Annotated in this window: 18 protein-coding genes; 7 read left to right on the top strand and 11 right to left on the bottom strand. The window is 35.4% G+C overall.

What is annotated here, in order from left to right:
* The first annotated feature begins 155 nt into the window (after positions 1-155).
* Complete coding sequence (locus tag WAX78_RS22715) at positions 156-917, top strand: DODA-type extradiol aromatic ring-opening family dioxygenase (RefSeq protein ID WP_336484314.1); 762 nt, start codon at positions 156-158, stop codon at positions 915-917.
* Between the two features lie 121 nt (positions 918-1,038).
* On the opposite strand, the gene WAX78_RS22710 is transcribed toward WAX78_RS22715, so the two are convergent.
* Both WAX78_RS22710 and WAX78_RS22705 read right to left on the bottom strand, forming a co-directional pair.
* Positions 1,039-1,944, bottom strand: a complete 906-nt coding sequence (locus tag WAX78_RS22710) for a GNAT family N-acetyltransferase (RefSeq protein WP_336484313.1) — start codon at positions 1,942-1,944, stop codon at positions 1,039-1,041.
* 61 nt (positions 1,945-2,005) lie between these two features.
* Positions 2,006-2,719, bottom strand: coding sequence for a DUF554 domain-containing protein (locus tag WAX78_RS22705; RefSeq protein WP_336484312.1), 714 nt, complete (start codon positions 2,717-2,719; stop codon positions 2,006-2,008).
* A gap of 198 nt (positions 2,720-2,917) precedes the next feature.
* On the opposite strand from WAX78_RS22705, the gene WAX78_RS22700 reads away from it, so the two are divergent.
* A complete protein-coding gene (locus WAX78_RS22700; protein ID WP_336484311.1) occupies positions 2,918-4,051 on the top strand; it encodes a CapA family protein in 1,134 nt (377 codons plus the stop codon).
* Positions 4,052-4,307: 256 nt separating this feature from the next.
* Here the strand turns inward: WAX78_RS22700 and WAX78_RS22695 are convergent, their stop codons facing one another.
* Together WAX78_RS22695 and WAX78_RS22690 are read right to left on the bottom strand one after the other, a co-directional pair.
* On the bottom strand, positions 4,308-5,498 hold the full coding sequence (locus WAX78_RS22695; protein ID WP_336484310.1) for a GTP-binding protein: 1,191 nt from the start codon (positions 5,496-5,498) through the stop codon (positions 4,308-4,310).
* 28 nt (positions 5,499-5,526) lie between these two features.
* Complete coding sequence (locus WAX78_RS22690; protein WP_336484309.1) at positions 5,527-6,750, bottom strand: FAD-dependent oxidoreductase; 1,224 nt, start codon at positions 6,748-6,750, stop codon at positions 5,527-5,529.
* 139 nt (positions 6,751-6,889) lie between these two features.
* Here WAX78_RS22690 and msrA point away from each other — a divergent pair, with 139 nt between their 5' ends.
* Positions 6,890-7,426, top strand: coding sequence for a peptide-methionine (S)-S-oxide reductase MsrA (gene msrA / locus WAX78_RS22685; protein ID WP_336484308.1), 537 nt, complete (start codon positions 6,890-6,892; stop codon positions 7,424-7,426).
* A 75-nt stretch (positions 7,427-7,501) separates the two neighbouring features.
* On the opposite strand, the gene speB is transcribed toward msrA, so the two are convergent.
* The 3 genes from speB to WAX78_RS22670 form a co-directional block, all read right to left on the bottom strand.
* Positions 7,502-8,443: an agmatinase gene (speB, locus tag WAX78_RS22680; protein WP_336484307.1), complete on the bottom strand. Its 942-nt coding sequence runs from the start codon at positions 8,441-8,443 to the stop codon at positions 7,502-7,504.
* A gap of 361 nt (positions 8,444-8,804) precedes the next feature.
* Complete coding sequence (locus WAX78_RS22675; protein ID WP_336484306.1) at positions 8,805-9,443, bottom strand: FusB/FusC family EF-G-binding protein; 639 nt, start codon at positions 9,441-9,443, stop codon at positions 8,805-8,807.
* Positions 9,444-9,587: 144 nt separating this feature from the next.
* Positions 9,588-9,851, bottom strand: a complete 264-nt coding sequence (locus WAX78_RS22670; protein ID WP_336484305.1) for a CD3324 family protein — start codon at positions 9,849-9,851, stop codon at positions 9,588-9,590.
* Positions 9,852-10,349: 498 nt separating this feature from the next.
* Here WAX78_RS22670 and WAX78_RS22665 point away from each other — a divergent pair, with 498 nt between their 5' ends.
* Both WAX78_RS22665 and WAX78_RS22660 read left to right on the top strand, forming a co-directional pair.
* Complete coding sequence (locus WAX78_RS22665) at positions 10,350-11,984, top strand: putative polysaccharide biosynthesis protein (protein WP_336484304.1); 1,635 nt, start codon at positions 10,350-10,352, stop codon at positions 11,982-11,984.
* Positions 11,985-12,338: 354 nt separating this feature from the next.
* Positions 12,339-13,220: a pentapeptide repeat-containing protein gene (locus WAX78_RS22660; RefSeq protein ID WP_413789227.1), complete on the top strand. Its 882-nt coding sequence runs from the start codon at positions 12,339-12,341 to the stop codon at positions 13,218-13,220.
* A gap of 85 nt (positions 13,221-13,305) precedes the next feature.
* Here the strand turns inward: WAX78_RS22660 and cysK are convergent, their stop codons facing one another.
* Together cysK and WAX78_RS22650 are read right to left on the bottom strand one after the other, a co-directional pair.
* A complete protein-coding gene (gene cysK, locus WAX78_RS22655; RefSeq protein ID WP_336484303.1) occupies positions 13,306-14,223 on the bottom strand; it encodes a cysteine synthase A in 918 nt (305 codons plus the stop codon).
* Between the two features lie 26 nt (positions 14,224-14,249).
* A complete protein-coding gene (locus WAX78_RS22650; protein WP_336484302.1) occupies positions 14,250-15,458 on the bottom strand; it encodes an MFS transporter in 1,209 nt (402 codons plus the stop codon).
* Positions 15,459-15,725: 267 nt separating this feature from the next.
* On the opposite strand from WAX78_RS22650, the gene WAX78_RS22645 reads away from it, so the two are divergent.
* On the top strand, positions 15,726-16,286 hold the full coding sequence (locus WAX78_RS22645; RefSeq protein ID WP_336484301.1) for a GNAT family N-acetyltransferase: 561 nt from the start codon (positions 15,726-15,728) through the stop codon (positions 16,284-16,286).
* Between the two features lie 56 nt (positions 16,287-16,342).
* On the opposite strand, the gene hflX is transcribed toward WAX78_RS22645, so the two are convergent.
* On the bottom strand, positions 16,343-17,605 hold the full coding sequence (gene hflX / locus WAX78_RS22640) for a GTPase HflX (protein ID WP_336484300.1): 1,263 nt from the start codon (positions 17,603-17,605) through the stop codon (positions 16,343-16,345).
* A 577-nt stretch (positions 17,606-18,182) separates the two neighbouring features.
* Entirely contained in the window at positions 18,183-18,968 is a 786-nt protein-coding gene (locus WAX78_RS22635) for a polyphosphate kinase 2 family protein (protein WP_336484299.1), read from the bottom strand.
* 532 nt (positions 18,969-19,500) lie between these two features.
* On the opposite strand from WAX78_RS22635, the gene WAX78_RS22630 reads away from it, so the two are divergent.
* Positions 19,501-21,324 carry an APC family permease gene (locus WAX78_RS22630; RefSeq protein WP_336484298.1) on the top strand — a complete coding sequence of 608 codons (1,824 nt, stop codon included), beginning with the start codon at positions 19,501-19,503 and terminating at the stop codon, positions 21,322-21,324.
* Positions 21,325-21,394: the final 70 nt, after the last annotated feature.

Genomic DNA, 21,394 nt, shown 5'->3' with positions numbered 1-21,394 from the left:
CACTATTCATTTTTCTTACTATAAATTATATGTAAAAGCTTTCCTTATTACAAATCATGATATTTAAATTTCTACCATTTCATTCTTGACGAAATAAAATTAAAGTTATATAGTTACTTACATAAAGTAATTTGATTATTGGAGGTAATATAATTATGATGCCATCATTATTTTTAGCACATGGTTCTCCTATGTTAGCCATTGAAGATACAGACTATACAAAATTTTTACAAACACTTGGTGAAACGTACAAACCAAAGGCAATTGTCATTTTTACAGCTCATTGGGAAAGTGAGATTTTAACTATCTCTTCTTCAGACAATGCATATGAAACAATTTATGATTTTGGCGGCTTTCCTCCTGAATTATACGAAATAAAATATGCTGCAAAAGGGTCATCCGTCCTTGCAGAAAAGCTAGAAGAGAAATTTAAAAACCACGGTATTGCCGTTCAAAAAAATACAACGCGCGGATTGGATCATGGTTCTTGGACACTTCTACATCGTATGTATCCAAAAGCTGATATACCTGTCGTTCAAATTTCAGTAAATCCGTTCCTTCCTGCAAGAGAACAATATGAAATTGGAAAAGCTATTCAAGGACTTGGAAAAGAAGATATTTTAGTCATCGGCAGTGGCGTTACGGTGCACAATTTACGAATGTTAAAATGGGAACAAACTACACCTGAACCATGGGCTGTTGAATTTGATGAATGGCTCATTAATCAAATTCAGAACAACAATACAGACGCCCTATTCAACTGGGAAGCTGAAGCTCCTCATGCACGTTTAGCTGTTCCAAGAGCAGAACACTTTGTTCCTCTTTTCATCGCAATGGGAAATGGCAACGCAGAACCAAAAGTAATTCATCGTAGCTATGAATATGGAACCTTAAGCTATCTTTGTTTACAATTTTAATTCTCGATATTATAGAGATATTAATGTGGAGAAAGTCCAGTAATTCAATACTGGACTTTTCTTTATTCCTCTTTATCAAAACAAACTTACTCTATACTTTCATTGAAGCTATTTTAACATCTTATCGCTCGCTAAGACGTGATAAATGTTGAACCATAAACACTTGCTCATTTGCAACTGTGAATCCCGCTTCTTTTAAGATACGAACAACCACTTCATTAGAAGCAGGTAAATTCATTGTCATTCTTTTTATTTGATCTTGTAAAGGGGAAAATATTTCACGTAATCCGAATCGAACAATATCCTCTTGATCTAGACGCTTTGTATCTACATAACTTTGATACAATACAGTTGCTTGTTGTTTTCCTGTTTCATCAAGTACTTTTTTATAAAGGAAATACGCTAATTCCTCATTTGTATTATCATACACAGTTAATAATTCCCCATCTTTTCTTACACTCATCCATTCCGTCTGCCAAGGTTTTATCTCTTCATTTGATATTTGAATAGTATATATATCCTGTGCTGTACCTCTTTTCACATGGTATGTATTACTCTGTTGCAACTGAAAAGCATCATCTTCTAGTTTTTCTGTATGCTGTAACATCAAAAGTTGATCAACTACTTCATACCCCATCTTTTTATAAAGATGAATGGCCGCATCATTTTTACCAATTTCCTCCAGCGTCGCGATATCTACTCCTTCTTTTTTATACAGCTCTAGCGAAGCTCTTACTAATTCTCTACCTACTCCTCGATTACGAAATTGAGAAACAACGCCTGTTCCGCCATTCCACGCAATTTTTTTACCATGCATCATTCTAATTCCATTTAAAATAATGCCAACAGGCTCACCGTTATTAAATGCTACAAGCGAAAAAGATGGAGACAATTCCTCCAGTGTCATTCTTGCTAAAAAAGCATCCATTGTCATTTTAATTTCGATAAAATACCCTTCGAACCCAGCATTCCACAAATTTGTAGCTTCTTCGAATGATAATGCGCCTAACGATTTTATTTCATACATCTCATCCCAACTCCCTTCCCTAAATAACTATTACCACACCAAAGCATCTTCCTGCTTTTTATTAAAAATAATGTGTATACCCATACATGATAGAAACAAGAACTGCCGTTACAAGTATACCAGGCAATAAATTAGCTACCTTAATTTTAATAATCTCAAGTAAGTTTAATCCAATAGCAAAAATCATAATCCCGCCTGTTGCCGTCATTTCTACAATAAAATTATTCATTAAAGTTTCTGGTACAAAACGATCAATTTGTGTAGCAAAAATAGCAATCAATCCTTCATATAAAATAACGGGAACAGCCGAAAATAATACCCCTATTCCTAACGTAGTCGTTAAAATAAGTGAAATAAAACCATCTATAATTGCTTTCGTATATAAAACATTGTGATTTCCACGAATACCACTATCTAAAGCACCAATAATTCCCATTGCTCCCATTACAAATATTAACGTTGCAGTTACAAATCCAAGCGATATACTCCCTTTTCCACCTGAACCTACCTTTTTCTCTAGCCAATCTCCTAAATTTTTTAATTTTTCTTCTAACATAAGCAATTCTCCGATTACCGCTCCAACGACAAGACTTAAAATGACAATTAAAAAATTTTCACTTTTTAACCCCATTTGCAAGCCAAGCGCAGTTACTGCTAAACCAATTGCATGCATAACAGTCGATTTTACATTTTCCGAAATGCCACTAAAAATTCTACCTAATAATGTCCCTGCAATAATACATAGTCCATTTACTAAAGCCCCAAGTAAAACCATTCTCTCCCACCTATTCTTTCTATATATAAAATTATAAGTAAAATTATAGACTATTTTTCGAAAATTTAATATTTTCATTTTGCACGTTGTCCTAATCAATCTACTCATGTTACCTTATTATTGAAAATCATTATAAATATATATCAGAATATAATTCTGATATATATTTATTTTATTAACCTATAAGGAAGGTTTTTTATGAAAATCCGACAAAGAACATTACTAAAACGCACCTTACTGTTAGCCATACTTTTTACCCCTATAATCTTATTGATCAACTATGCGCTAAATTCAGAAACGAAAAATGAACAAAACACAAAAGTAAAAAATAAGCAAACAGAAAAAGCAAAAGGAAAAGAACCAACAAAAAAACCGAAAGAAGATCCTGAAATTACCCTTACATTCTCGGGTGATACAATGTTTGATTGGCAACTACGCCCTGTTATTCAAAGTAAAGGTGCTGATTATCCATTTCAGCATGTAAAACCGGAAATAGAAAAAGCAGACTACTCATTTGTAAATCTAGAATCTGCGTTTACAACTCGCGAGAAAAAATATCCTGGCCAACTATTTTGGATTAAAAGTGATCCCTCCACATTACAAGCTATTAAAAATACAGGCTATGATATTGTTAATATCGGAAATAACCATACACTCGATTATTACCAAGACGGCTTATTGGATACAATTTCCCATGTAGAAAAAATAGGCCTTCCCTATATCGGTGCAGGCAAAAATGCATCAGATGCGTATACAGCAAGGGAAGTTACAATTAAAGGTAAAAAATTCAAGTTTATCTCATTTGTTCGTTTTATGCCTGATTCTGCATGGGTAGCTACAAATGATAAACCTGGTATTGCAAATGGTTACGATTTAAACCTAGTCACAAAAACAATTAAAGAACAAAAGAAAGATGCCGATTATATGATTGTGTATATGCATTGGGGTGTCGAAAAAACAAATCGTCCAGCTGACTATCAAAAAGAATATGTACAAAAAATGGTAGAAGCAGGTGCAAATGCAATTGTCGGAAGCCATCCGCACTGGTTACAAGGCTTTGAATATTACAACAAAGTTCCTGTTGCATACTCACTTGGAAACTTCCTCTTCCCTGATTATGTAACAGGACATAGTGCAGAAACTGGTGTACTAACAATTAAGTTTAATGGAAAAAACGTACAAATGTCATTTAATCCTTATATGATTCGTAATAACCAAATTACACCGCTTCAAGATACCGAAAAACAAAACATGCTGCAATATTTACAGTCTATTTCCAATAATGTACAAATCGATAAAGATGGAAACATTATTAATAAACAGACACAATAATAGGGCAGAATAACATGCTACAAAATAAAGAGGAAACCTTTTAAGGCTTCCTCTTTATTTTGCATATAAACATTTATAAAAAGATTACTTGATAATCAGTGGGGGTTTTCTTTATCCCCCACCTATCTTCTTCGCTTTCCTCTGAATCTTGAGATGGGAGTCATACTGCCCGGGAGAAATCAGCTGCAACAAATCGTACCATACCTTCAACAAAACGAAGATTTTCATACGCTTATTCCATTACCATTTTTTCAATTTACATCTCCCATTGAAATGGATCTGTTAAGGTACTCCAATCAGATTCAAATTCTTCTATTGTTAATAAACATTTATCTAATTCCGCTGTAATTTGCTGTGGGTTTAAATCTGTTCCAATAAAAACAAGTTTTGTAATCCGGTCTCCATATTCAACATCCCACTCATCTAATAAGTGCGGGTTTTCTATTAAAATTTGTTTCCTCTGTATTTCAGGTAAAGAGGCTACCCAGTATGATACGGGTTCAATTGAAACAGACGGTCCAGCTTGTGACATAAGCAAGGCCATATTATTTCTTGTTGCACACCATGCAATTCCTTTTGCTCGTACAATATGGTTTGGCATTGCATGTATCCATCGATAGAAGCGTTCTGAATGAAATGGCAACTTTCTTTTATATACGAAAGAAGAAATATTATATTCTTCTGTTTCAGGTGTATGATGCTGGTGTCCGGATGTGAGTCCTTTAATCCATCCTGCTGAAGCTTGTGCCTTTTCAAAATCAAATAAATTTGTATGTAACACTTCCTTAGGATTAAAATTCCCTTTTATTGTGCGAATCAATTTTGCATCTGGTTGTAGTTTTTTAAGAACCCTTTCTAACTTGTCTAACTCTTCTTCTGCTACTAAATCACACTTATTTAGTATTAACACATCACAAAATTCAATTTGATCAATTAATAAATCTGCTATCTCCCTTGTATCTAGGTCACTTACTGCTTCTTTCCGATCTAATAAGCTTTCTCCTGAATGAAAATCCTGCCAAAATCGATTTGCATCAACAACTGTTACCATCGTATCCAATTGACAAAAACGTGTTAAATCTATCCCTAATTCTTCATCTATATAAGAAAACGTTTGTGCTACTGGAATTGGTTCACTAATACCAGTAGATTCAATCACAATATAATCAATATTCCCTTCCTTTGAAATTCTTTCTACTTCCCATAATAAATCTTCACGTAGCGTACAGCATATACATCCATTAGACATTTCAACGAGCTTTTCTTCTACCCTTGATAATCCGCCGCTTTGTTGTACTAACTCTGCATCAATATTAATCTCACTCATGTCATTTACTATGACAGCAACTCTTAAACCTTCTTTATTTTGCAATATATGATTTAAAATCGTTGTTTTACCTGCTCCTAAATAGCCACTAAGTACAGTTACTGGTATCTTTTTGTTCATATAAGCACCTCTTCAATAATAGTAATCATTACGATTTATTCTTTATACTACTAATAATTTTTTCTGCAGCTTTTCTAGCACCGGCAATATTTCTCGACACAGGCCCAACTTCTAATTCTGCTAAAGCTCCTGCAACATATAAACCTGGTGCCCATTCTAAAGATTTCGTGATAATTGGATATCCACATGCAGCACAACTTAAATCTTCTTGCTCAATTAAAGAAGATAGCCACTCTTGACCTGGTAAAGTATTTTGAAATCCAGTTGCAAGTAGTATACTTTTTACATTCAATTTGTCGTCTGATTGTTTTAAATCTAAACATATGTGATTTTCATTTAAATTTATGGAAAATGAATCTACCTCACCATCCATAATGCAGAGCTTTTCCTTTTTTTGAAGCTGTCGTAACGTCTGATACAGATTGTTTGGTATAGATCCTTTATGACGAGCTTGCTGAATTTCTTTCCTGCGTTTGTTAAAGTCTTCTATCTTATGAAAAGCGTTTATATTTTTAGGTCCTAACCAACCAGGATCACTATCGAAATCATAGATACGAAAAGGATGCCTCTTTAATAAGATTACCTTCCCAGGAAAACGCCTACTTAATGTAATTGATAAATGAGCAGCAGCTATTCCTCCACCGATGATAAGAAATGGTGGTTCGAATAAATCCAACTCTTGTGAATTTTTATCATAAATATGAGCTACATGATTTGGATAAACATCTTGAATATGCTTTGCCCATTCTGGCAGAAATGGCTGTTCATTGACACCAATTGCAATGACTACATGCTTTGCAGTTCTAGCAGTCCCATCTTCTGTTGTTACAGTCCATCCATTACCTGTTTTCATAATATGATTTACTCTTCCTTGATTCCAACAATCATTCAATTCAATTTCATTGAATATACTTTGACAATGCGCGTTAAATAATTGTAAAGAAGGTCGTTTATATGATCCATAAAAATGATTGTACTCCCCACGACTTCCAGCAAATTTTTGTAAATGAAACGGTTCAGGCTCGATATGATGTACAGATGGTGAACGAAGAAATTCCATCCCAATCCTATTTGCCATACAACTCCAACTATGGAGTGGTTTAGAATGCGAATCAATAATGCATAACTGTTTTTTTGTTGTCCTATTGCTTTTCAATAAGAAAGTGGCTACTGTACAACCTTGTATACCGCCACCAATAATAATCCAATCTAACAAGAAGTTTTTCTCCTCTCTACCATAAATCGTAATCATTCCTATTTAAGAAATAATAATAGGAACATAATATAAAAGTCAATGATTTTTCCGCCTTTCTTCCAGACTTTTCCCTTGCTATCACAAACAACATATACGATACTATATAAAACATATCAATTTAGGGGGATTACACGCGATGGAAGAAAAACAATATGAACTTGCAACTTTTGCTGGTGGTTGCTTTTGGTGTATGGTAAAGCCATTTGATGAACTGCCTGGTATACATAAAGTCATTTCAGGTTATGCAGGAGGACATGTTGAAAATCCAACATATGAAGATGTAAAATCCGGCGAATCTGGACATTTAGAAGTTGTTCAAATTACATTTGATCCTACTATATTTCCTTATCAAAAGTTATTAGATTTATATTGGCCGCAAATTGATCCAACTGATGACGGTGGACAGTTTTTTGACCGTGGTCCATCTTATCGTACGGCAATTTTTTATCACAACGAAACACAAAAAGAGCTTGCTGAAAAATCAAAACAAGCATTAGCAGAAAGCGGTATGTTTAAAGATCCAATTGTAACAGAAATTCGCCCAGCTGCTCCATTTTACGAAGCAGAAGAATACCATCAACATTTTTATAAAAAGAATCCAGAGAAATATGCCCAGGAACGGAAAGAGTCTGGTCGTGAAGACTTTATCAAGGAAAATTGGCAAAAAAAATAATTAATGGACATTTTTTAAGACTGATGAAAAGTTGTTTCATCAGTCTTTTTATATTTCAATATAATAATTACCCTCTTACTTATCTTCATTTTTCAGCTGTAAAGCAATTAAGCTAGCAAAATCATGCACAAGTGTTGCTGCTAAAAGAGAAGTAATTTGAGCTTGATCATATGGCGGCAATACTTCAACTAAGTCGAAACCGATATAATTAAATCCACTTAATGAACGCACCATGTTTAAAGTCTCGCGACTGTTAAATCCCCCCACTTCTAACGTACCTGTACCAGGTGCACAAGATGGATCTACAAAATCAATATCAAATGTTAAGAAACATGGTGTATCACCAATCGTTGCTCGCATTTGCTCAAGAACGCTTTCAAAACCACGATCACATAATTCAGCTGTTGTAATGACGTTATACCCTAAATCATTACTAGCTTCTATATCACCAGGATGATTTAATGTTCCACGGATACCAATTTGGAATACTTTTTCAGGTTGTAGTAACCCTTCTTCATGTGCACGAATAAATGGGGAACCGTGCCAATATTTCTCTTCATAGTATGTATCCCATGTGTCTGTGTGAGAGTCGAAATGAATCATTGCAACAGGTCCATGAACTTTCGCTGCTGCACGAAGACTTGCTAATGTAACTGAATGATCCCCTCCAAGACCTATCGGAATAATTCCTTGTTGCATTAATCCAAAAACAGTTTCTTCAATTACATCATAGCTACGATGAATATTGTGCGGGATTACAGACACATCACCAATATCAATTGCATTTGTATCATCAAACGGATAAACATGGTGAATCGGATGATACGGGAACAAAGTCATAGACGCTTGGCGAATTGCTTGCGGAGCAAAACGCGCACCAACGCGAAAAGAAGCAGCCGTATCAAACGGCATTCCTAGAATTGCAATCTTTGCTTGCTCATTACTTGATGGTAATCTCATAAATGAACCTGTCGTACAAAACTCTGGTTTTACATCTGGCGTTAGTGGATATTTCATACGTCATTTCCCCTTTATCAACATAATTTTCACATTCAAAAGCTTTCCTGAATCTTTTTTATTAAAATGCAAAAATCATGCCATGCAAAAAGGGATCCTTTCCCTACTGTTCATCTTTGTTCATCTATGCAAAATCGAATAAACCATGCCATACAGCATAAAGTGAAACTTTAATCATTGGGGTTTTTCATCCCCCAATGATTATTAGCCCTCACCAATCGGGCTTTTATGGACAGTTTATCTCCCACCTTACTTCTTTGCTTTCGCCGAATTTTGAGGTGGGAGTATTACTGCCCGTTAAAGCGGGATAGAAAGGATGATAAAAGATCACCCTTTTCTGCACTTATTTTTTTACTATAAGTTATTTTCTCAATCTCTCAATAAAATCATGTAACTTATCCAGTGAAGTCATATTCTGATTACACGCTACGCTATCTTGGCAAATATAGTTTCCTTTTTTAACAAAAGTACCTGGTACATCCCCTTTTATTTCAACTAGAAACATACCTACTTCTTCATGACCATGGCACAATGCACAAATACCTTTTTTGTTTATACTTTGGAATGTGCCTTGTAAACCAACAAACTTATTTTTATTTTTTGCTATAATAAACTTTCTACTTGTGCCTTTATCAATCCAACCTAGATAAGACATCTCTTTCATATTTATTCCTTCCATTTCAGGAAGCTTCAATTTTTTAGCTTTAGGAAATAATTTTTTTAACGTTTGCGGCGTAACTTCCTGAAACGGAATGACATACGGATTTAACTTGAATAAAAATGCTTCTGCGTCCTCCCTATTTCTAACCGTCAAAATCATATCAATTAATTCTTTTTGGTCATCAGTAAGATTTTCAAAAACATGTAACACCTTTTCTATCGCAAGAGACTTTAGAGCGGCAATAACGCCTCTATCGTTTGCTGTTGCATGTCCATTCACTAGAATATGAGCTTGTGATTTTATAAAATTATATTGATCACTTCTAATAAAAGCTTCCATTTTTATCACTCCATACAAATTGTTTATCTATTTTATATTTTATACAATGCATGTTCTTTATAAAATGCATTGTATAATTTAGAAACAAACTTTACACAAAAAAGCACTAATTATTATTTATACAATAATTAGTGCTTACAATTTCTATTTTGAATACACTATTTTTTTTATCGTTTCAACAGCAAGAAAATATTCTTCTGCTAATTGATGAATGGATACTCCATCTTTAAAAGCATGTTTAATTGCCTGATTTCGATCATCAAGTTGCTTTCTTCCGCCAGAGCGCGTGCCCCACTTATGATGAGCATTTTCTAGTTTTGGAATATAAATTGTTTCTCCTTGCACATACTTTTGAATTTCTATAATCAACTTTTCAGGTAAAACAGTCGCTGCTTTTACATATTTCATTTCCGCTCGCCCCTTATTTTTTATGTTTCATCTAAATAAGGGGCAAAGCCAACTATAGGAGAAATGATACAATTCCATTTAGGCGATTGTATGTTAGATTATTTGTCTACCTCATGCAAAGTATCGCCTTTTCCATAATTGGCTTTGCATGAGACGCTGCAGTATCTGGCAATTTTATTGTAATCGCCATATTAACACCTCCCAATATCCCTTTGGAATCAATCTTATTATATGATAAATTTTTCCTAATTGCATCTTCATGCCTTTTTAACAATTGTATTATTAAGAAGCATTTAAGTCATAATTGAAAAGGCTGACCCTAAAAACAAACTTATCCTATTTTTTATAAAATTGGAACTTCCTACTAAAATCCCACAAACAAACACACTTTGTAAAAATACTGTAATAATTATTTTAGTATTTTACTTTATAAAATACCAAGACAAGTTTATAGTAGAAAAAGATGATTCTTAAGCAACATGAGTAGGAGGAAGTATTTTGTCTACTTCAAAAGTATTAAAAGGCACTGCCTTACTAAGCGGAGCCACAATGATTTCACGTATTTTAGGTTTTATTTATTTCTTCCCATTTCAAGCTTTAGTTGGGAGTGATGGAGTTGCTTTATATTCTTATGCATACTCCTGGTATGGAATTTTATTAAGCTTTTCAACTGCAGGTATCCCTATCGCCGTTTCAAAATTTGTTGCCAAATATAACGCTTTAGGAGATTACAACACAAGTAAAAAATTATATAATTCAAGCTTAAAAGTAATGATGGTTATGGGATTCCTTGGTTTCTTAATTTTATTTTTCGGGGCACCTTATGTTTCCGAATTAATTATTCGCTCTAAAACACCAGATCCTGAATTCGTTAAGGATGTAACGCTAACAATGCGTGCGCTAAGTTTTGCACTCATTATCGTGCCAGCAATGAGCGTGACACGCGGCTATTTCCAAGGTTTTCAGCATATGAAACCAAGTGCTGTGTCACAAGTTGTAGAGCAAATTGCTCGCGTTATATTTATTTTAGTTGGAAGCTTTGTTGTTTCTAAACTATTAGGCGGATCGGTTGCATCTTCTGTAGCAGTCGCAACATTTGGCGCTGTTATTGGAGCAATTGCCAGTGTTTCCATGCTCGTTATGTATTGGAAAAAGTACAATGGACTACGCGCGCCAGAAGGTGAACGAAAAGTACGCTCTTCCTCGGTTCCCTTAACAAAGATGTATATGGAACTGCTTCGCTATGCGATTCCAATTGTTTTTGTCGGTATTGCCATTCCACTTTATACATTAGTGGATCAATATACGGTTGCCGATGCACTGCAAGCAATAGGCACACCACTAAATAAAGCAAATGCTGTTTTTGCTTACATTACGAACTATGCTCAAAAACTTATTATGATACCAGCATCACTGGCAACAGGATTTTCGCTCTCAATCATCCCGGCAATTACACAGTCATTTACGGGTGGGAAATTAGATGAGTTGCAAAATCAAATTGAAAAGATATTTAAAATATTATTATTTTTCACAATTCCAGCATCATTTGGACTTGCTAGCATCGCTTATGATGCATTTCGCATGGTTTATTTTGATCACAATACAGCATTAGACGGATCACAATATTTGATCTCATTTGCACCATCTGCTGTAATGAGCGCCATTTTTACCGTATCAGCAGCTATCTTACAGGGTATTGATTATCAGCGTAAAACGATGATTGCTTTTACTGCAGGGATCATTGTAAAAGTTCTTGTCAATACACCACTTCTATATGCGCTAGGTGGACACGGTGCTGTATTAGGAACTATACTTGGTTACCTCGTTTCTGATGTAATCATGTTATACTGCATTGTGAAATATACAAATTTTAACATTATAGAGACTGGTAAAACCGTATTACTTATTACAATTTACTCTGCAGCAATGTCTGCGGTAGTAGTTGGGGCAAAAACGTTATTGAAATGGTTAATCCCAGGACAAACATATATAGAGTCTTTAATAATTGTAGTCGTATGCGGTGCCCTTGGCGGAATTGTTTACTTCGCTTTTGTATTTACAAGCGGGCTTGCTTCTGACATTCTTGGTGATCGTATCAATCGCCTGCCGTTGTTAAAGAAATTAAAACGATAAGCATTGAAAAGGTGTAACTTACATTTGAAGTTACACCTTTTTTTATTAAAATAAAGTAACTACCATTTTAGAAGATGATATAATATGTACGATATTTATTTGAAATACAGTTGAACAACTTATTTTTTTCACATCGCACTAACGTAGTAGGTTAGTTGTAGTAAATATTTATCTAAAAGACATCTTTTCTAAAACTCCCCCCTAAATACTATTACTCAATAATTGACTGTGAAATTATTGAGTAATAGTATTTAAAATGGAAGGCGCTTTTTAACATAAATGAAGCAACAACCAAACTATTAATCTTATCTATTAATTTATAAAATTAATACGGAAACTAAGGAGGTCCACATATTGATCGAGAACCATGATGATCCAAAACACGACTTAAGTCGTAACGATTTGCGCGCTGACTGTGAAAACTGTTTCGGCTTATGTTGTGTTGCACTACCCTTCGCAGCTTCGGCAGATTTTGCAATTGATAAAGATGGTGGCAAACCCTGCCCTAATCTGCAATCGGACTTTCGCTGCAGTATTCATAAAGACCTCAGACAGCAAGGGTTTAAAGGATGTACCGTTTTTGAATGCTTCGGCGCAGGACAAAAGGTTTCCCAAGTCACTTTCGAAGGAATAGACTGGCTTAAAGATCCAAAAAAAGCGCAGAAAATGTACAATGTGTTTCCAATTATGCAACAACTCCATGAAATGCTCTGGTATTTAACTGAAGCCTTAATGTTGAAAGCAACTCGTCCGATTCACCGAGAGCTTAGCCTCGCGCTTGATGAGACGGAACGACTTTCTCAACTGAATCCCGATTCACTCATGGAGCTAGACGTTCCATTACACCGAGCAAATGTCAACGCTCTGCTTTTAAAAACAAGTGAACTAGTATGGACGGAGGCACGTCGCCAACATAAGAATTCAAAAAAAAGCAAGAGAATTAACCATCGGGGAGCAAATCTCATGGGTGCAAAGCTTAAAGGAGCAGATCTCAGAGGAGCAAATTTAAGAGGAGCATACCTTATTGCTGCCGATCTCCGAGGCGCCGATTTGAGAGCGGCTGACCTTATCGGTGCTGATTTACGAGACGCCGACCTTAGCGGAGCAAATCTCACAGAGAGTATTTTTCTCACCCAAGTTCAAATTAACTCAGCAAAGGGCGATGCACACACAAAATTACCTCATTTGCTTTCTCGTCCAACACACTGGTCTGTTTTGAGTAAAAAAACAAATTAAAAGAATCCAAGATGCTACATACTGAAAATATGTAACAAACAGAAATAGAGGATGTATGTTTCACATACATCCTCCTTCATAGCAATTATTCAAATAACCCCATACTCAAATACCGTTCTCCTGTATCTGGCGCAATACATAATACTTTTTTCCCGACACCTAGTTTTTTCGCTAGCGTAATCGCAGCAAACACAGAAGCTCCTGATGATGGTCCTACTAAAATTCCTTCTTCTTTCGCAAGCTTTCTCATTGTCTCAATTGCATCTTCATCAGCAATTTGAATGATTTCATTATAAATCTCTGTATTCAAGTTTTTTGGAATAAACCCTGGACTTGTTCCCACTAGTTTATGCGGGCCCGGAGTACCACCTGATAAAACGGGAGATCCTTTCGGTTCCACAACTGCAATATATAAATCAGGAAGCTTTTCTCGTAATGTTTCTCCTGTCCCTGTAATGGTTCCACCTGTTCCAGCAGTTGCGACAAATGCATCTAATTCACCGTTCATTTGTTTATAAATTTCAACTGCTGTTGTAGTGCGATGAATATCAGGATTTGCTTTATTCTCAAACTGCTGTGGAATAAAGCTGCCTGGAATTTGCTGCTGCAATTCCAATGCTTTTGCAATTGCCCCCGGCATCCGTTCAGCAGCTGGTGTCAGTACTACTTCAGCTCCGTATGCCTTCAGCAAGTTAATGCGCTCTTTAGACATATTGTCAGGCATAATAAGAATTGCTTTATATCCTTTCGCAGCTGCATTCATCGCCAACCCTATTCCTGTATTACCACTTGTCGGTTCAATAATTGTATCTCCAGGTCGTATAAATCCATTTTCTTCTGCCATATGAATTAAATTATAAGCCGCACGGTCCTTCACACTACGTGACGGGTTAAACATCTCTAATTTTACATATATATCAGCCGCATCTTCTGGAACAATGCGAGATAAACGTACAACAGGTGTATTTCCAATTAATTCTGTAACGTTATGATATATTTTCATATTCGAGGCTCCTATTCCATCCATTTCTACATCGTTTTACGATCATTTGGCAGTAGCCATGATGATAAACCAATTAACGGCAACATGCTACATAGCAACATAATGAAGTTAAGGCTATATATATCTGCCAATTTCCCAAGTATAACCGCTCCTAATGCCCCAAGTCCAAATGCAAGCCCAACAATTAAACCTGATACCATGCCGACTTTTCCAGGAACAAGCTCCTGTGCATACACAACAATAACACTAAAACTACTAGAACTAATAAATCCAATACAAAGAAATAATGGTACAACCCAAACAAGCGAAACATGTGGTAATAACAGTGCTAAAGGTGCTGAGCCAAGCATTGAAAAAACAATAATATTTCGCTTTCCAAATCGATCAGCTAACGGTCCTCCAAAAAACGTTCCAAGTACCCCGGCAATCATGAAAGCAAATACATAAAACTGTGCATTTTTAATAGATAGTCCGTAATGCTCAATTAAATAAAATTGATAAAAGTTTCCTATCCCTGCTCCATACCATGAACGAACAAACGTTAAAAATACAAGTAAAACAATAACAAACTTAACTCGACTGCTTATTACTAGACTTTCCGCTTCTAGTGCAGCTCGTTTCTTTCTTCTTACGGCCCCGCTTTCTAACTCCCCTTTATACCATGTAGAAACAAAGTATAATAAGACAATTCCGACCACCGCAAAGCCTGTAAACCATACTGTCCCAATTTGACCAAGTGGAACAAATACGAGTGCTGTAAAAATTGGCGCAAGTGAATTCCCAGTATTTCCTCCTACCTGATAAATTGATTGCGCTAAACCTCTCTTTGCTCCTGCTGCCATATAAGCAACACGTGCTCCTTCTGGATGAAAGACAGCGGATCCAAGTCCAATAAATAAAACAGATAAAATAACGATATAAAAGTTCGGTGCAAACGCAAGTCCAATCATCCCAAGCATACTCGAGAACATTCCAAGTGGTAGTAAATACGGGGATGGCTTCTTATCTGAATACATCCCAAACATCGGCTGCATAATGGATGATGTCATATTCAAAGCAAAAGCAATCCATCCCACCTGCATATAAGATAAATTCATCGACTTTTCCAAAATTGGAAATAGCGCTGGCACAACTGCCTGCATCGAGTCATTAAGAAAATGACCGAAGCTAATCGCAAATAAAATACGGTAAATCGTTGGTGTCGTCATCGCATTCGGCTTTTGTGCTATCTGCATGTTACACGCTCCTCTCCTTCTGTGCTGAAAATAGCCTGTGCATATATTTCATACACCCGCTTACTTTTCTGACTTTTTAAACAAAACCTATTTTATACCTCTTTTTCACCTTTTTCCACTTCTCTGCTTACTGTTGTATGAAAAATACGTAAAAGTTGAAATCTAGTAAATACCCTTTTTTATTAGTTTTTAAAATTCAGAAAACCATTTACCATATACATCCATTCAAGTATTATAATATAAAAGAACAAGTAAGGAGCATCTACTATGAATCCATTATTATTAAACTTTCCTTCTGAATTTTATACTGAAAGACTTCTCATACGAATGCCAAAACCCGGGGATGGAAAAGAAGTATATCATGCAATCAATGAGTCTATTGAAGAGTTAAAACCTTGGATGCCTTTTGCACAAAAAGAACAAACAGAACAAGAAGTAGAAGCAAATATTAGAGATTCTCACGTAAAATTCTTAGCACGTGAAGATTTACGTTTACTCGTTTTTCTTAAAGAGACAGGTGAATTTGTTGCCTCTTCAGGTTTACATCGTATAAACTGGGATATTCCGAAATTTGAGATTGGCTATTGGATTCATTCCCGTTTTAGCGGGAACGGATACATGACAGAAGCTGTTACAGGAATTGTAGATTTTGCCTTTAACGAATTACAAGCAAATCGAGTGGAAATCCGATGTGACTCAAGAAATGTAAAAAGCCGTGCTATCCCCGAAAAACTAGGCTTTAAATTAGAGGGCATTTTAGAGAATAACAGTGTATCTGTAGATGGTGCTGAATTACGAGATACATGTGTATATGCAAAGAAACAATAACGAAAAAGAAGAGTTGCTATACAGCAACTCTTCTCTTCATATTTCAATCGAACCCTTTAGCATATTACATACTTTTTATATTTTTCAAAATCACTCGTTTTACATTCCACGGTAATCTTCGTACCTTCATTTTCGTAGTCCGTCGATAAGACATTAGCATGTTCGTTAAAATAAGAAATTAATTGTCCTTGATCATAAGGAATTAACATTTCACATTTTGTATAATCTTGATAAATTTGCGTACGAATCATTTGTACAAGTTCATCCATACCTATTTTTTGTTTAGCCGACAAATACACACGATTATCTTGTACTTTTGGAATTTCAATATCCATAACATCTGCTTTATTATAAACGTAAATCGTTGGAATATTTTCAACACCGATTTGTTTTAACGTTTGATTTGTAATATCAATGAGATGCTCATAGTTTGGATTTGCATAATCGACAACATGAATGAGTAAATCTGCCTCCGCCACTTCTTCTAACGTCGAACGGAACGCTTTCACAAGATGATGCGGCAATTTACTAACGAACCCAACCGTATCTGTTAATAAAAATGATTTGTTATCTGGCAATTGAATATTTCGCACAGCAGTTTCAAGCGTCGCAAATAGCATATCTTTCTCAAATACTTGTTTCTCTGTAGATCCATTAAATATTTCAAGCATCGCATTCATCGTTGTTGATTTACCAGCATTTGTATATCCTACTAACGAAACAACAGGTACTTCATTTTTCTTACGCTGTTTACGCTGCGTTTGACGATGCAGAGTGAGTGCTTCTAACTCTTTATTTAGCGCTGCAATTTGCTCTTCAATCTTACGGCGATCAAGCTCTAATTTCTTTTCCCCGATACCTTTGTTTCTCGTACCAACACCGCCGCTTTGTCTTCCAAGCGATTCACGAAGTCCAATTAAACGTGGCATCATATATTGCAAATGCGCGACTTCAACCTGTAATTGCGCTTCTTTCGTCTTGGCACGCTGCGCAAAAATATCTAAAATTAAAATTGTGCGATCAATCACTTTACAGTCTATATCCGCTTCCAAATTTCGGATTTGTGAAGGAGATAACTCATCGTTGAAAATTACCAAATTTGCATCTGCTTCTTTCACAAACGCTGACACTTCTTCAATTTTACCCGTTCCAATATAATGGGATGGATTCACACGATGTAAATTTTGTGTAACTTGCCCTATCACTTCCACATCGCACGCTTCCGCTAAATTCGCTAACTCCTCCATTGAATATTCGAAATCATTTTGACTATTTAAATTCACTCCGACTAATATTGCTTTTTGCACTAATTTTTCCATATATTTATTCCTCCATTTCGATTACGCGCAAAATAAAAAACACAAGCTACTGCCTGTGTTTTTCATAAACGGATGAGAGCACGACAAATAAACATAAAAACATCGCCGCTAGCTTGTTCAATGGTCGTCAAACCCAGCATAATACACCAATTCTAAAAATTGTTTGTATACATGCATCGTATCATTCTGTTTTTAAAGGCAAAACAAAAAGAGGGCGTATTCGTCCCTCCCTCTTTTCACATATAAGTTTAATAGGGTTCCTTTAAAGAGACAGACCAATCCCGTTCACTCTGCACACAGACAGAGCCTTTGAGCGCTATTCAATTATTGGCACAAAGTATTGAGACGTAATCTGATTAAGATCAAAGGAGACCCCTCCGTTCATTAAAAGTTACATAAATTTTAGCACAGTTATATAGCTGACACAAGAATAAACTCCATTTACTTCCACAAAGAAAATCGTTATTTTTCTATTTTATTCATCATTTTTTGCGCATGCGTCTTATCCTATAACAAACGAAAGAAAACGCCTTCGTTTCAATAAGCACTTCGCCCACACTTATATCTTATGCTCTTCTTACATGTCCTCGTGCTTTTCTTCTTTCATTTCATGATAGTATGATGGTAATTCTATGCCATGTTCTAATAAATAGTCCTCAATTAATAAGATTATCACTTTCAATGTTTTTACACGCGCATATAATTTATCATTGCCAGGTATAATATTCCATCTTGCATTCGGTTTATCTGTTTTTTCAAACATATCTTCCATTGCATCGACATATTCATCCCACTTTTCACGATTGCGCCAATCTTCATCTGTAATTTTCCATTTTTTAAGAGGATTTTGCTCTCGCTCTTTAAATCGTGCTAACTGTTCATCTTTGCTAATGTGATAGAAAAATTTCGCTACTATGTAATGATCGTCTGTTAATAGTTTTTCAAAATCATTGATTTCATCGTATGCTCTAGTCCACTCTTCTTTTGTAGCAAAACCCTCTACACGTTCAACCAATACACGACCGTACCAAGAGCGATCGAAAATAGTGATTTGGCCATATTGCGGGATTTTCCGCCAGAATCGTTGCAGATAATGATAACGTTTTTCATGGGGAGCGGGCGCACCAATTGGATTTACTTGCAGTCCACGCGGATCAAGGTGCTCGGTAATTCGTTTAATTGCTCCCCCCTTTCCAGCAGCATCCCAACCTTCCATAGCCAAAATAACGGCTATTTTTTCTTCTCGTAAAATCTGCTGTAACGCTAGTAAACGCATTTGATACTTTTCAAGTTTCTTATTATATTTTTGTTTCGATTCAATTTTTTTGGTTAAATCTACTTTTGCAAGACGATCTTTTTTCATAATAGAACCCCCCTTTTCAAATAGTTAACATTATTTTAACATAATTTTCAGTATTTTGTGTATACATATCTCTTTAAAGAATATCAACACGTATCACAAGCTATACCGTTTACTTTAGGTAATATATCTTTAATACTTTGCTTATTTATAGCTCCTAGCGAGTAATCATAAAGAACTTCATTGGAATTATCTGTGTTAAAAAAATTTTGTTTCTTAACAATACAACGCAAACATTAACTTGCATTACTGAACGAATGATACGAAATGATAGAAAAGGAGTTTTGTTGAATTTTATTTCTAATTACTATATACACCATCATTTATGGGCTTCCCAATACAAAGAAAAGCGACTTAACCTCTCCCCTTCTATCTCCTCTATATCCATTCTTTTTATATAGTAAAAAGGTTATTCTGTCACTGTTTTGTCAATTTATTATTAAATGATAAAGAATTCATAATAAAAATATCTATTCACTCGCTATCAATTGTGATATTCTGTTCATTGGAAAATTTATATATTGGTGGTGCATCCATGTTTTCATCATTCAAAAGGTTTTTAATTGGTAGACCTCTTAAATCAAACGCCTTAGGTGAACAAAAATTAAATAAACTAAAAGCATTAGCTATTCTGTCATCTGATGCTCTTTCTTCTGTTGCTTATGGAACGGAACAAATTTTAATTGTTCTTGCAGCACTTGGATCGATTGCCTTTTGGTACTCTATTCCAATTGCAATCGGGGTTCTTATTTTATTAACCGCACTGATTTTATCGTACAGACAAATTATTTTTGCCTATCCGCATGGAGGAGGAGCTTACGTTGTTTCTAAGACAAATTTAGGTATAAATGCCGGACTCGTTGCTGGCGGCTCCTTACTGGTAGATTATATCCTTACCGTAGCTGTAAGTGTATCAGCGGGAACAGATGCGATTACATCTGCGTTTCCGGTTTTACATCAGTATACCGTTCCAATCGCGGTCATACTTGTTATTTTCATTACAATCCTGAATCTTAGAGGAGTTACAGAATCCGCTTCTATTCTAGCTTATCCTGTCTATCTCTTCGTATTAGCACTCATTTTATTAATTACTGTTGGAGTGTTTAAAATCGTAACTGGACAAGCGCCAGCAACCTTACATACACCTATTGGTACTGTAGTACCGGGAGTTACATTATTCTTTTTATTAAAAGCATTCTCATCTGGATGTTCTGCATTAACAGGTGTAGAGGCTATTTCAAATGCTATTCCTAATTTTAAAGAACCCGCTGCTAAAAATGCGGCCAAAACATTAGTTTTGATGGGAACAATTCTAGCAGTCTTATTTACTGGAATCACAGTTTTGGCATTTTGGTACGGTATTGCTCCGAAGCCTACTGAAACTGTTGTATCTCAAATTGCATCAGATGTATTCGGAAGAAGTTATGTTTACTACTTTATACAAGGAACAACAGCACTTATTTTAGTATTAGCTGCTAATACGGGATTCTCTGCATTCCCATTATTAGCTTTCAACCTGGCATCAGATAAATACATGCCTCGCATGTTTTTAATGCGCGGTGATCGCTTAGGATACTCAAATGGAATTATGACACTAGGAATCGCTTCTATTATTTTAATAATTGCGTTTCAAGGAAAAACAGAACAATTAATTCCACTGTACGCAGTTGGTGTATTCCTTCCTTTCACCTTGTCGCAAACAGGGATGATTGTAAAATGGTTACGCGAAAAACCAAAAGGATGGTTACCTAAATTACTAACAAATTTAGTAGGGGCGCTTATTTCACTTTCTGTATTATTGATTTTCTTTATCACAAAGTTTACACAAGTATGGTCTGTCGTTATATTCCTGCCAATTATTGTGTACACCTGTCATCGTATTTATAAACATTACGATTCCGTTGGAGAACAACTACGCATCGATCCAAATGCAGTTTCTCACAAATTTGAAGGGAACATTGTCATCGTACCTGTTGCAGGAATCACAAAAGTAGTCGAGCAATCCATTAATTATGCCGAGGCTATTGGTGATACTGTCATCGCCGTATATGTAGCCTTCGACAAAGAAAGTGAAATAAAAATGCAACAAAAATGGAAAGAATGGAAACCAGATGTTCGTCTTATTACAGTGGTTTCTTCTTACAGAAGCTTAATGAGACCTCTTACAAAATTAGTAGCTATGATTCAAGATAAAGCACAGGAAGATCATCAGTCAGTTACTGTGCTCATTCCGCAATTTATAACGAAAAAAAGTTGGCATAACATTTTACACAACCAATCAAGTGTTTTATTAAGAATATACCTTTTATATAAGAAGAATGTTATCGTTTCAACTGTTCCATATAGATTTAAGAAATAACTAGTAAACTATTAATTTTTATATCCTTGCACAAAAACAAGACCCCTAACTATAAATGAGTTAGGGGTCT

The organism is Bacillus yunxiaonensis (genome assembly GCF_037104695.1).
GTDB classification, from domain to species: Bacteria; Bacillota; Bacilli; order Bacillales; family Bacillaceae_G; genus Bacillus_A; species Bacillus_A yunxiaonensis.
This window is presented reverse-complemented; position numbering and strand designations above follow the sequence as displayed.

Excerpts from the sequence above, each read along its gene's own strand:
- WAX78_RS22695 (WP_336484310.1), bottom strand. The coding sequence starts at position 5,498 with ATGAACAAAAAGATACCAGTAACTGTACTTAGTGGCTATTTAGGAGCA.
- msrA (WP_336484308.1), top strand. The coding sequence starts at position 6,890 with ATGGAAGAAAAACAATATGAACTTGCAACTTTTGCTGGTGGTTGCTTT.
- WAX78_RS22710 (WP_336484313.1), bottom strand. The coding sequence starts at position 1,944 with ATGTATGAAATAAAATCGTTAGGCGCATTATCATTCGAAGAAGCTACA.
- WAX78_RS22705 (WP_336484312.1), bottom strand. The coding sequence starts at position 2,719 with ATGGTTTTACTTGGGGCTTTAGTAAATGGACTATGTATTATTGCAGGG.
- WAX78_RS22630 (WP_336484298.1), top strand. The coding sequence starts at position 19,501 with ATGTTTTCATCATTCAAAAGGTTTTTAATTGGTAGACCTCTTAAATCA.
- WAX78_RS22635 (WP_336484299.1), bottom strand. The coding sequence starts at position 18,968 with ATGAAAAAAGATCGTCTTGCAAAAGTAGATTTAACCAAAAAAATTGAA.
- WAX78_RS22670 (WP_336484305.1), bottom strand. The coding sequence starts at position 9,851 with ATGAAATATGTAAAAGCAGCGACTGTTTTACCTGAAAAGTTGATTATA.
- WAX78_RS22645 (WP_336484301.1), top strand. The coding sequence starts at position 15,726 with ATGAATCCATTATTATTAAACTTTCCTTCTGAATTTTATACTGAAAGA.
- WAX78_RS22675 (WP_336484306.1), bottom strand. The coding sequence starts at position 9,443 with ATGGAAGCTTTTATTAGAAGTGATCAATATAATTTTATAAAATCACAA.
- WAX78_RS22690 (WP_336484309.1), bottom strand. The coding sequence starts at position 6,750 with ATGATTACGATTTATGGTAGAGAGGAGAAAAACTTCTTGTTAGATTGG.
- hflX (WP_336484300.1), bottom strand. The coding sequence starts at position 17,605 with ATGGAAAAATTAGTGCAAAAAGCAATATTAGTCGGAGTGAATTTAAAT.
- speB (WP_336484307.1), bottom strand. The coding sequence starts at position 8,443 with ATGAAATATCCACTAACGCCAGATGTAAAACCAGAGTTTTGTACGACA.
- cysK (WP_336484303.1), bottom strand. The coding sequence starts at position 14,223 with ATGAAAATATATCATAACGTTACAGAATTAATTGGAAATACACCTGTT.
- WAX78_RS22715 (WP_336484314.1), top strand. The coding sequence starts at position 156 with ATGATGCCATCATTATTTTTAGCACATGGTTCTCCTATGTTAGCCATT.
- WAX78_RS22650 (WP_336484302.1), bottom strand. The coding sequence starts at position 15,458 with ATGCAGATAGCACAAAAGCCGAATGCGATGACGACACCAACGATTTAC.
- WAX78_RS22700 (WP_336484311.1), top strand. The coding sequence starts at position 2,918 with ATGAAAATCCGACAAAGAACATTACTAAAACGCACCTTACTGTTAGCC.